The organism is Alteromonas sp. ABM1_013, assembly GCF_056160505.1.
Genome location: NZ_JBSWXH010000001.1, coordinates 579,663 through 592,123 on the forward strand (window position 1 = coordinate 579,663; position 12,461 = coordinate 592,123).

General features: G+C 44.7%; 8 protein-coding genes. 1 reads left to right on the forward strand and 7 read right to left on the reverse strand.

The genetic code is table 11. From position 1 onward, the window contains the following. Window positions 1–38: 38 nt before the first annotated feature. The 6 genes from ACXAGK_RS02475 to ACXAGK_RS02500 all read right to left on the reverse strand — a co-directional run bounded on the left by ACXAGK_RS02475 (window position 39) and on the right by ACXAGK_RS02500 (window position 7,445). Complete coding sequence (locus tag ACXAGK_RS02475; RefSeq protein ID WP_474853889.1) at window positions 39–1,235, reverse strand: HD-GYP domain-containing protein; 1,197 nt, start codon at window positions 1,233–1,235, stop codon at window positions 39–41. A gap of 346 nt (window positions 1,236–1,581) precedes the next feature. Next, window positions 1,582–2,187, reverse strand: a complete 606-nt coding sequence (leuD, locus tag ACXAGK_RS02480; protein WP_474833658.1) for a 3-isopropylmalate dehydratase small subunit — start codon at window positions 2,185–2,187, stop codon at window positions 1,582–1,584. Between the two features lie 3 nt (window positions 2,188–2,190). Beyond that, a complete protein-coding gene (leuC, locus tag ACXAGK_RS02485) occupies window positions 2,191–3,591 on the reverse strand; it encodes a 3-isopropylmalate dehydratase large subunit (RefSeq protein ID WP_474853890.1) in 1,401 nt (466 codons plus the stop codon). Window positions 3,592–3,600: 9 nt separating this feature from the next. After that, window positions 3,601–4,698 carry a 3-isopropylmalate dehydrogenase gene (gene leuB / locus ACXAGK_RS02490; protein WP_474853892.1) on the reverse strand — a complete coding sequence of 366 codons (1,098 nt, stop codon included), beginning with the start codon at window positions 4,696–4,698 and terminating at the stop codon, window positions 3,601–3,603. After that, window positions 4,699–6,258, reverse strand: a complete 1,560-nt coding sequence (leuA, locus tag ACXAGK_RS02495) for a 2-isopropylmalate synthase (RefSeq protein ID WP_474808415.1) — start codon at window positions 6,256–6,258, stop codon at window positions 4,699–4,701. Between the two features lie 431 nt (window positions 6,259–6,689). Continuing rightward, window positions 6,690–7,445, reverse strand: a complete 756-nt coding sequence (locus tag ACXAGK_RS02500; protein WP_474853894.1) for a hypothetical protein — start codon at window positions 7,443–7,445, stop codon at window positions 6,690–6,692. Window positions 7,446–7,966: 521 nt separating this feature from the next. On the opposite strand from ACXAGK_RS02500, the gene ACXAGK_RS02505 reads away from it, so the two are divergent. Next, window positions 7,967–10,921 (forward strand): TonB-dependent receptor, encoded by a 2,955-nt coding sequence (locus ACXAGK_RS02505; RefSeq protein WP_474853896.1) that lies wholly within the window; start codon window positions 7,967–7,969, stop codon window positions 10,919–10,921. Window positions 10,922–11,115: 194 nt separating this feature from the next. Here the strand turns inward: ACXAGK_RS02505 and eno are convergent, their stop codons facing one another. Beyond that, complete coding sequence (gene eno, locus ACXAGK_RS02510) at window positions 11,116–12,408, reverse strand: phosphopyruvate hydratase (protein ID WP_014975823.1); 1,293 nt, start codon at window positions 12,406–12,408, stop codon at window positions 11,116–11,118. Between the last annotated feature and the right edge of the window lie 53 nt (window positions 12,409–12,461).

The following is a 12,461-nucleotide window of genomic DNA, read 5'->3' on the forward strand; positions in this document are numbered from 1 at the left end:
TTGCCAATAGCGGGCCCGACAGTAGGCTTAACATGGGGCTAAAGCGGCATTTGATTCACAAACACGTCTTTAAAGAATTTAGGCAGGTTCAAGCTAAACTCTTCTGGGCGAACCCCTGAAACAATCTCATCATCATATTGGCTTAAATCAATTCGCTTCACTTCATTAAAATGTTGCGAGGTAACGCTGTAGAAAGTCATAACGTGAGGGCTTACAGGGTCTTTGGGATTAATTTTACTTACAATGCCTAACTTACCGCTTTTCAAACGTACCAAAGAACCTACAGGGTGCACGCCAATACACTGGATAAATTGTTTTACCAATTCTTGGTCTAAGTTATCTGTCGCAGTTAGTCGCTTTAGCGCCTGAGTAGGCGTGATACTGTTTTTGTGCGTACGATTAGATGTCATGGCATCGTATGCATCCACAATGGCAGCAATACGCGCGAACTCTGAGATTTCGTCACCAACCAATCCTCTCGGGTAGCCGCTTCCATCAACGCGCTCGTGATGCTCTTCAATGATGCGTAGCGATAGGTCAGAAATATCGCCACACTGTTCAACTAGGTCTGCACCAATTTCAACGTGGGTTTTCATCACTTCCCAATCATCACTGGAAAATTCGCCTGTGTTATTGCGAATTTCATCTGGCAGGGAAGACATGCCGATATCCATCAATAGGGCACCTAAACTCACTTGCTCTGTGGTATCTCTGTCATAGCCAAGAAACTCACAGAAAATGCCGCTTAGTACACTGCAATTAATACTGTGCTCAAGAAGGTACTGGTCGGTATCCTTGATCATAGTCAGGCAGCTCAGCGCATCTTTATTATCAAATACACTTTCGATCAGGCTTTGCGAAAGCGACTCCATGGGAGACAAATCTTTTACCGCCCCATTTTTAAGCGACTTTAAAAAGCTGCTTTGAATGGCAATTGCGCTGCTGTAAAGCTCGTTGGCTTCGTTAATTGAATCACGACCCACTGGCTTAACAACCGGTTTAGTCACTTCAGGCTCTTTTTCTTTAGCTGGCTCGGGTGGCACAGCTGGCTCAGGCAGCTTAGATTTCGCAAGATCTACTTCGACGCTTAAAATACCTTTCGATTTTAGACTATCAATAATGGCTTGGGTTTTCACAATGCCTTTAGAGCGCATTTTAAGTGAACCTGTTTGTTCAAGTACTTGATTGACGTACATTCCTGGCTGCAAATCATCAATGGGTACCTGTTCTAGCATTATCTCTCCTGTGAGGCACAACGTTGCCATAGCCTTCAATTACAATAGAAACGAATAGTACGATATTCCAGTGAAAAAAGTGAGGAGTTTATTAGTCTTTAGTATAGCTAGAGTCGGCGAATATAGGATTAACGAATTCGTGAGAAAACGTGTGACGTGTAAATGTGCCGAGAAGTTACTTATAGCTCAAATCAGGTGAACTGATATTTTTAATGCGGACTGGTATTAGACGTCTTGATGCGAAGTTAAGGTAGAGGCATAGATGAGAGAAATAAACAGGGTGCCATCTCGCGACAGCACCCATGTGTCATGCTAGGGCTTTGTTAAGCGCTAAAGCCCCACGCTTTTACAACCACACGGGCTGTTTATCTTCGAAGGCTTCTATAGCACTTGTGAGTTCAAGCGTTTGACCGATAGCATCTAAGCCTTTAATAAGGTTATTTTTGTGATGCTCAGCAATAACGAAGCTGAAGCTTGTATCGTTAAAACTTACCGTTTGCGCTGGAAGATCAACGGTGATCTTAGTTGCTGGGTCTGCCTTCACTGCAGCAAACAAAGCGTCCATTTGTTCGCTTGATAATGCAACAGGCACTAGCTGATTATTAATGCAGTTGCCGTAAAAAATATCAGCAAAGCTGGTGGCAATAACCGTTTTAAATCCAAAGTCGGCAAGTGCCCACGGCGCGTGTTCTCGGCTTGATCCACAACCAAAGTTTTCGCGAGCTAGTAATAGACTTGCGCCTTTGTGCTCAGGCTTATTCAGCGCGAACGCTGGGTTTGGCTCTTTCTCTTCTAAATCCAAATAACGCCAGTCGTGAAACAAGTGCTTGCCGTAGCCAGCACGCGTTACGCCGGTTAGAAACTGCTTTGGAATAATTTGGTCGGTATCGACATTCGCCTGATCAAGCGGCGCAGCAATGCCTGTGTGTTGTGTAAAACCTTGTTCAGACATAAATTACTCCTGATAATCTCTAACGTCAGCAAAGCGACCGGTAATTGCCGCAGCAGCAGCCATTGCTGGGCTTACTAAATGAGTACGCGCACCACGGCCTTGTCGGCCTTCAAAGTTACGGTTACTGGTAGAAGCACATCTATCGCCTGCCACTAGTTTATCGTCATTCATACCAAGGCACATTGAGCAGCCCGGCAAACGCCATTCAAAGCCAGCATCGATAAAGATTTTATCTAATCCTTCAGCTTCTGCTTGGCGCTTAACATTTCCAGACCCCGGAACAACAATAGCTGTTACTGAATCGGCGACTTTACCGCGCTTGGCAATTTGTGCCGCTGCACGCATATCTTCAATACGCCCATTAGTACATGAGCCAATAAATACGTGATTTACCGGAATATCAGCTAGCTTTTCGCCTGGCTTCAAACCCATGTATTCGAGTGCTTTTACCGCGCTTTCTTTTTCAATCGGGTCGCAGAAATCTTCAGGGGCTGGTACCGGTGCGTTTACGCCAATGACCTGACCTGGGTTGGTACCCCAAGTAACCTGAGGAGCGATATCTGCTGCTTCAAGTTCAACCACAGTGTCGAAGGTTGCGCCTTCTTCGGTATAAAGGGTCTTCCAATAAGCAACTGCGTCTTCCCAGTCTTGGCCTTTCGGTGCGTATTCACGACCTTCAAGGTAGGCGAATGTTGTTTCATCTGGTGCAACAAGGCCAGCTTTCGCGCCAGCTTCAATACTCATGTTGCACACCGTCATGCGCTCCTCCATGCTTAAACCGCGGATAGCTTCACCTGCGTATTCAATAACATGGCCAGTAGCTCCAGCGTGTCCAATCTTCCCAATAATGGCAAGAATGATGTCTTTTGCGGTAATACCTACAGGAAGCTTGCCATTAACGTTAATCAGCATGCTTTTAGCACGGCTTTGCTTTAGCGTTTGCGTAGCTAGAACATGCTCTACCTGAGAGGTACCAATACCAAAGGCCAGCGCACCAAATGCACCGTGAGTCGCAGTATGTGAGTCACCACACACCACCGTCATGCCTGGCTGAATTAAACCTAATTCAGGCCCCATAACGTGCACAATACCTTGCTTTTGGTGACCCACTGGAAATAGCTGAATGCCGTGATCTTCACAGTTTTTTGCCAAGGTTTGTAGCTGAAGTGCATTGGCTGGTCCACAGGCATCGATTGCTAATGAACGAGTTGAAATACTGTGGTCCATGGTGCCAACCGTGCGGTCAGGACGTCGTACTTTGCGGCCTTTTTCATTAAGACCAGCAAATGCCTGAGGCGACGTCACTTCGTGAATTAAGTGGCGATCGATATAAATTAAACTGTCTTCACCGATTTGGTCGATAATGTGGGCTTGCCACACTTTGTCATATAAGGTCTTGGCCATGAGATGTTTTTACTCCTGCGCCATTAATTGTTTAACGATTTCATCGCCTACTTGCGACGTGCTTGCCGCTTGACTGCGTTTATCTGCAGGTAATAACTCGCCCGTAAGTACACCTGCTTCTAGTGTCGCTACCACTGCTTTTTCGATAGCATCTGCTGCATCGCCTAAGTTCATGCTGAAACGCAGCATCATAGCGGCTGATAAAATTTGTGCGATAGGGTTAGCAATGCCTTGACCTGCAATATCAGGCGCTGAGCCGCCGGCTGGCTCATAAAGACCGAAGCCTTCTTCGTTCATGCTTGCCGATGGCAGCAAACCCATAGAGCCTGTCATCATGGCACATTCATCAGAAACGATATCGCCAAATAGGTTTGAACATAGCATGACGTCAAACTGTGCTGGGTTTTTCATGATTTGCATAGTAGCGTTGTCGATATAGATGTGATCAAGTTCTACATCTGGGTAGTCTTTTGCTACTTCTTCAGCAATTTCACGCCATAGGCGGCTAGTAACCAATACATTAGCTTTGTCCACCGACGTCACTTTGCCGCGACGCTTCTGTGCTGTTTCAAACGCTGCAATCGAAATACGGCGAATTTCACGTTTACTGTAGCGCATAGTGTCATACGCGAATTCTTCTTCGCCTTCACCTTCTCGGCCCTTCGGCTGACCAAAGTAGATACCGCTGGTTAGCTCACGCACAACCAAAACATCTACGCCTGATTTTGCAATGTCTTCTCGAAGAGGAGATAAGCTTTCAAGGCCCGGATAAATGCGAGCAGGGCGTAAGTTGCTGAACAGGTCAAAATGGCTGCGAAGGGTAAGCAATGCGGCACGCTCTGGGCGCTGCTCTAGCGGCAAGGTGTCCCACTTAGGGCCGCCGATACTGCCAAACAAAATTGCATCGGCTTGTTCGCAGCCCAATAGAGTTTTAGAGGGCAGAGCTTCACCTTCAGTATCAATGGCGTAGCCACCTACAGGGTATGCAGTACGGTTTAAGCTAACGTTAAACTTCTTTTCAACAGCATCTAAAACCTTATTGGCTTCCTGCATAACTTCTGGGCCGATACCGTCTCCGGCTAATACGGCAATTGAATACTGGCTCATTTATACTCCTGCAACGCGTTCTTGTTGATTTTTCTGCTGATCAATTTGATCGGCTAAATAAGTGTTATTTAATACGAAGATCAAAGCTTTTACGCCGGCTTCTACAATGTCTGTAGCAAGCCCAATCCCGTGGAAACGGCGACCTTTATATGTGGCGATAACGCTCACTTGTGCCAAGGCATCGGCACCTTCACCTTTTGAATCTAGTTTAAAGTCGACAACTTCTAAATCTTCGTGACCCAGTATAGACATGATAGCTTTGTACGCCGCATCTACAGGTCCATTTCCAATACTAGATTGGGTAATTTCTTCATCGCCCACTTTCATTTTGACCGTAGCGCTTGGAATGATTTCACGGCCTGAGTTTGCTTGAAGGTAAAGCAACTGGAAGTGCGCTTGGTCGTGCTTTTGCTTATCGAAGAACAATAATGCTTCAAGGTCGTAGTCGTATACTTGACCTTTCTTGTCCGCTAGCTTTAAGAATGCGTCATACACGGCTTCTAAATCGTAGTCTTCTGCTTTGTAACCCAACTCTGTTAAGCGGTGCTTAATTACGTGGCGGCCAGAGCGAGACGTTAAGTTTAGATTATTCTTATTAATGCCTACACTTTCCGGCGTCATAATTTCATAGGTATTTTGCGCTTTTAAGACACCATCTTGGTGAATACCTGAAGAGTGACTAAACGCATTGGCACCTACAATGGCTTTGTTGGCCTGAACCGGCATATTACAAAGCTGGCTAACTAATTTAGAGGTGCGAGAAATTTCGGTTGAGTTGATATTGGTGTCAATGCCCAACATGCTCTTACGGGTTTGTAAGATCATGGCTATCTCTTCAAGCGATGCATTACCGGCACGCTCGCCAATACCGTTAATCGTGCACTCTACCTGTCTTGCACCTTGCTCCACGGCTGCCAATGAATTCGCAACGGCTAAGCCCAAGTCGTTATGACAGTGAACGGAGATTGTGGCTTTGTCGATATTAGGTACGCGATTGAATAATTGCTGGATAATACCGCCGAACTCTGTAGGTGTGGTGTAGCCCACTGTATCTGGGATATTCACGGTAGTTGCACCGGCATTAATCGCAGCTTCTACCATGCGGCATAGATAGTCGATGTGAGTACGACCAGCGTCTTCACACGAAAACTCTACGTCATCTGTGTACTGACGTGCATGCTTAACCGCCTTCACCGCCATTTCTACAATTTCATCTTGTGACTTGCGAAGCTTAGCGCCAACGTGAATTTCGGAGGTAGCAATAAAGGTATGAATACGGAATTGTTCTGCAACGCTTAGCGCTTGACCACAGGCATCAATATCGCCTGGCAAAGCACGAGATAGGCCACAAACAACAGAGTTTTTAACCTCTTTTGCAATCATTTGTACAGAGCGGAAGTCACCAGGAGAAGACACGGGAAAACCCGCCTCAATAATATCTACGCCTAAGCGTTCGAGCGCCAGCGCGATCTGTAATTTCTCTTTGGCACTTAGGCTTGCAGGTAAGGCCTGCTCACCGTCTCGCAATGTGGTATCAAAGATCTTCACTTGATTTGTCATGACGCTCTCTCAGTTGAATAGTTAAAAAAAAACCCGTGCTTGGCACGGGTTTTTGTGAAATTAAATCGCTGGTCGCAATCTACCCGTGCAGTCTGGCTGCCATAAGGAGTAGAGATAGAAGAAGAAAACGAATACGCATTTGCTGTTGTTTCTTTGCTGACCAAGTTGATAGCGACAATGTACCCATGTGACGGGGAGAGGTCAACCATTGTTTACGATAATGAGTATATTTTTCGTATATAAAAAACTATCTTTTAATTATTTAGGATGGCTATCCTAATATTCGCTCTTTAGGCTGAAGGTGCCTAACACTTTACGTCATATTGAGTAAATCTTAATATCGCTTAAGCAGATTGTTAGGATGCATATACTAAAAAACTTAAAAAGATGGTTTTCGGATTAGTGAAATACCATGCAGTAAAAGTGAATAATTATTGCTTGCTGCGTGTTGAAGTGAAATTTTTCCAATTGAGCCGAGTGGATAAGCGCATCTCTCGTAACGAAAGAGAACGCGGGCTAGATTTTGATTTATAGTTCCACATATGACCGCAGCAAGCACTACTCATTATAGCTTTAGTAGGTTTTAGCAACGTAAGTGTTGTGCTTGATAGTTGGGACGAAGAGAATACGCTTTTTGATAGTTCATCAATCGGTTGAATGTTAATAGCATCTTGTGACGCGCATTTTTTAGTTAATTGGCCTTCGCCTATATCGAACCAACCATGCTTATTTAAATGAATCTTATCCCTAGACTCGCGAAACATATCAATAGAATCAAGTTCAATCGTAAGTCCTTCAATGCTTTGAACAAGTACAGGAACAACTAAACCGTAATCCGTATTCTTCTTGAACCATTGCACGCACTTTTCATTATCTTGCGTTGAACCAGGACACTTACCCGGTTGCTTAGCAAACCAACTTCCATTGTGCGTATCGACTTTCAGCGGAGGGGAAAATTGAAGTTGTGTAACCATAAAGCGAGCAACGCTTCGAATATGATAGGGCAGGCCACCCATTCGACGTTTTATCATCGAAGCATTGTTTGTGTTCAAATGAGCAAGTGTCAATAATTCTCTCTCATAGAGCGCAGTACAAATTTCGGTGAACTGCGCATGGCTTCCCCCTAATTCACCCGATTCACTGAAAAAGCCTGTTTGAGATCGAGAAGAAGGTTTCTCTGATGTCATTACTTATCTGCACATGTGTTTGATTATTGTTTAACCGTATCAAGAAACGGCAAAAAGCGCCACATAGCGATTTCAATAGGTATTGTCTCCAATGAGCTGAGCGAACGCCAAATTTAAGTTTCATCCTTTTTTTAAACAATGGATTGGCATACTACTTATTGACAACCAACCTGTATGACCAATTATGTTGCAAAGCTTACCGCTTGTGTAAGTAATGTTAAAAACGACGGAAAATACATTTTAAATATATAAGTTTCTGTATTTTAAGTGTTATTTGTTGTTTCTTATGGCGTTCAATCTTATTGAGTCATCCTTTGTAAATATTGGTAATGCCAAAAATATAAATATAATTGACCATTTTTTAACATTTTGTGTTGACCAATGTAAAAACTTGTCTTACTTTTGTAACTGTCTTGTAAAGTAGGTGTAAGGCGAATTTGCAGGGCGGGTAAGTTGCAAATCAATTAAGTGGTAAGGAATGAGTGATTAGACATTCCTCAATCCTTAAGAGGAAAACACACATGGCACACAAATTATCAAAGATTACACTTGCGGTACTTTCGGCTACGACACTAAGCCTAACCGCATCAGTAAACGCACAAGAAACACAGCAAGAACAAAACGAAGATGTTGAAGTCATTGAGGTATCGGGTATCCGAGCGTCACTCGCTAGCGCAATGAATGAAAAACGCTTTAAAAATAACCTTGTTGAAGTTATCGAAGCAGAGGATATTGGTAAGTTACCAGACCAAAACTTAGCAGAAGTACTAGAAAACATTACCGGTATTCAAATCACTCGTGAAGCAGGTGTGGGTACAGGCGTACAAATTCGTGGTACCGATGCTAACCGTACAGAAATTAACGGTGTTTCCACCGTTGGTTCTGGTGCAGGTCGAAGCGGTATTGACTTTGAGGACGTTTCAGCTGCGATTATTGCTGGCTTGGAAGTGACTAAGTCGCCCGACGCTAAAACCATTGAAGGTTCAGTGGGTGGTACGATTAACTTGAAAACAATCCGTCCCTTACAGCTTAATGAACAGCTTGCAGCGTTTCGTGTACAAGGTGAGAACAGCAGCTTAACCACCGACAGTAACTTTCAACCTCGTATTTCGGGTACGTTTGGCGATAATTGGGATACCGACCACGGTACCATTGGTGTGGTAATAAGTGGTAGTTATGCTCAGCAAGACGTAACGGCATTTCGACCTCGCGCAGACAGAGATAACCTAGTTGCTTCAGATAGCGGTGTAGCAAGTGCTCAGTCTTTTGATTTTTTACCTATCCAGTTCTTTGTTCAAGACTACGATAACTTTGAGTACGAAACTAAAAACCTTGTAGGTACCATTGAATGGGCGCCGAATGACAACACCAAGTTTTTCTTTGACGCTATTATTAATGATCAAGAACGTCTGCAAGAGAGTTCTCGTGTTCAAGCGTCAGGGGTAAGCGCGCTTAATGACATTTCTGTTCCTGATGAGTTTGAAACTATCAACTTTGGTTCATTAGGTGGTACAAACTTAGGTTCTATACAGGCAGCACTGCGTGGTGTTATCCCTGTGAATTTGGAAAACGACGACGACGATCCTAACTTACGTTTCTCAAGCGATACTAATTCACGTGTAACTAAAAGCGAGATATTCCGTCTAGGTGGAGAATGGCAGGGCGAAAAGTGGAGCGTGTTTGCGGAAGTTGCATCAACAACATCTGACACTACAACGCCAAGCTTCAATACAACCCTTAACTTTATCAATCCAAACGCGCCGTTAGATGCCGGAGGTGCAAACGATAACTCTGTTCCTTTTGCATATGATCTTACCGGTGGTGCATTGACGTTTGGTATTGCTGAAGGCGCTGAGTATGCTCCTACGGTTGAACAATTACTTGACCCGAACAATGTAGTGCTTCGTGATGTAAATATTGGTCGTGATACTACCGAAAACTTTGAAGATGCATTCCGCGTAGATTTTACGTATTACGTGGATACTATGATTACGTCAGTGGATTTTGGTTACCGCTACAATAAATCTGGTAGCAAACGTGAGGATATTGGTACCAGCGTTGGCTTGCGTACAATGGAAGATAGTCCTCGAGGCAGCTTATTTAGTGACTTGTTGGTTGCGGGCCCTGATAACTTCAACGATGCAGACGGACGTGCGCTTTACGTTAGTGACTTCCTGTTAATTGACCCAGAGCAAGTGTCATCTGACCCTGATGCGGTACTAGCGACGCTTCAAGCGGCAATGGAAGCACATGGTTCTACACGTTCGTTAAGTGCTCCTACGGCAAGCTCATCAGGCTTCTTTGACATTGAAGAAGAAACCCATGCATTGTACGCACAGGCTAACTTCGAGTATGAAATGTTCCGCGGTAACTTTGGTGTTCGTTATCTGCAAACAGACGTAACGTCTGTGGGTAACTCAATAACCGTAGACGATGAAGGTAATGAGTTGGTTTCTCGTGTGACTAACACTGGCGATTACGACTTCATTCTACCTCGCTTCAACTTAGTGGCAGATGTTACTGATGACGTAGTATTAAGATTTGGTGCGGGTAAAGATATCCGTCGTCCTAACTTCAATGACTTATCAACGTCAGTGACCTTCAGCACAAGCCCTAACCCTAATGTGGCTATTGGTAACCCAAACTTAACGCCAGAAGAAGTTATTTCTTATGACTTAGCGGCCGAGTGGTACTTTGCTGAAGCCAGTGTAGTAAGTGTGGGTATCTTCCACAAAACTCGTAAAGATTTGTTCGTAGATCAAATTGTAAGCCCATTTGAAGACCCGACGACAGGCTATCGCGACCTAACTGACCCTTGTGAAGGTGGTGGTGTCTTTAACCCAATTGCTGATATTAACGTGTTTGGCCCTGAGCTTGGTACAGGCGTTTGTGTAGGGACAGAGACGAAAATTAACGATACGGGTGAAACAACCCAGAAAGGTATCGAATTTGCGGTTCAATATGATTTATCTGGCTTTGAAAATGAGCTAGGTTGGGCTTCAGGCTTTGGTGTGCTTGCTAACTATACCATTCAAGAATTTGATGGTGGTGAAGCTGAGAATACGGCTACAAGCCGTGCAGCTAACGTTTTTGCTGCTACTACTGGAAGCGATGAAGAGGTTAGCGCAGTTCAAGGCTTACTAAACCTTTCAGAGAACGCTTACAACATTACGCTTTACTACGAAAAGTTTGGTTTATCTGCTCGTATGCGCTACACATGGCGTGAAGCGTATCGCACTGATGACTTCGGTAGTACGTCTAGTTTCCCATGGGGTTTCCCTGCGGTACAAGCTGACCGTGGTCAGTTAAATGCAAGCGTGACTTACGATGTTAACGAAAACCTTAATATCGGTGTTGAGGCAGTAAACATTACTGAGTCTGAAGTAGAGCAGTACTGTGTTAACGAAGGTGCGCTTCTGTGCTTCCAAGGTCTTACTGACCGAAGAATTACTGTAGGTGCAAACTATCGTTTTTAATTTGTAAAACAACTGCCGTGACACGCGGCAGTAACTACACCCTGGATCACAAAGTGTGGTTGTGATGTGTGCATTAGCCCTAACGCCAGTTAGGGCTTTTTTTGTTTGTCAGCTTCGCTGGGCAAACAAAAAAGGCACCGCGAATTACGCTGGTGCCTTTCAACAAAGCTAGTTAAACCATATTTGGCTTAAGCTTATTGACCTTTAATTTCGCTACGGCCCTTATAGGTAGCTGCGTCACCTAGCGCTTCCTCAATGCGAAGAAGTTGGTTGTACTTAGCAACACGGTCAGAACGACACAGTGAACCAGTCTTAATTTGACCCGCCGCTGTACCTACTGCAAGGTCAGCAATGGTCGCATCTTCAGTTTCGCCAGAACGGTGAGAGATAACCGCTGTAAAGCCAGCGTCTTTCGCCATTTTGATTGCGTTAAGGGTTTCAGTTAGTGAACCGATTTGGTTGAACTTGATAAGGATTGAGTTACCAATACCGTTATCGATACCGCGCTTAAGAATTTTAGTGTTAGTTACAAATAAGTCGTCACCAACTAGCTGTACTTTGTCACCAATCTTCTTAGTTAGGCTTGCCCAGCCGTCCCAGTCGCTTTCGTCTAGGCCATCTTCAATTGATACAATTGGGTATTGTGAAGAAAGGTCAGCAAGGTAGTCGCCAAACGCTTCTGAATCGAAGCTCTTGTCTTCGCCAGATAGTACATATTTGCCTTCTTTGTAGAATTCAGACGCCGCACAGTCTAGTGCAAGGGTGATGTCTTCATTCATTTTGTAGCCGGCATTTTCAACGGCTTCAACGATAACTGCTAGTGCTTCAGCGTTTGAGCTAAGGTTAGGTGCAAAACCACCTTCGTCGCCAACTGCTGTGTTAAGGCCTTTAGCAGAAAGAACTTTCTTAAGTGCGTGGAAGATTTCAGCACCCATACGTAGTGCTTCTTTGAAGCTCTTCGCGCCAACTGGCTGTACCATGAACTCTTGGATGTCTACGTTGTTGTCAGCGTGCTCACCACCGTTGATGATGTTCATCATAGGTACAGGCATTGAGTATTGACCAGATGTACCGTTAAGGTCTGCAATGTGCTCGTAAAGCGCTACGCCTTTTTCAGCCGCTGCCGCTTTAGCAACAGCAAGAGAAACAGCAAGGATCGCGTTTGCGCCAAGGGTCTCTTTGTTTTCTGTGCCATCAAGGTCAATCATGATGCCGTCGATATCAGCTTGTGCTAGTGCATCTTTGCCGATAAGTGCTGGCGCGATGGTATCGTTAACTGCTGCAACTGCCTTTGTTACACCTTTACCTAGGTAACGAGACTTGTCGCCGTCGCGTAGTTCTAGTGCTTCGCGGCTACCAGTAGAGGCACCAGATGGTGCAGCAGCTCGGCCCATTACGCCCGATTCTAAATATACGTCTGCTTCTACGGTAGGGTTTCCGCGTGAATCTAAGATTTCGCGTCCGATAATGCGACTAATTTTCGCCATGTTTTTTCCTCAACAATTGAATGGGGTGCAACGGGAGAGAGCACCCCTTTTAT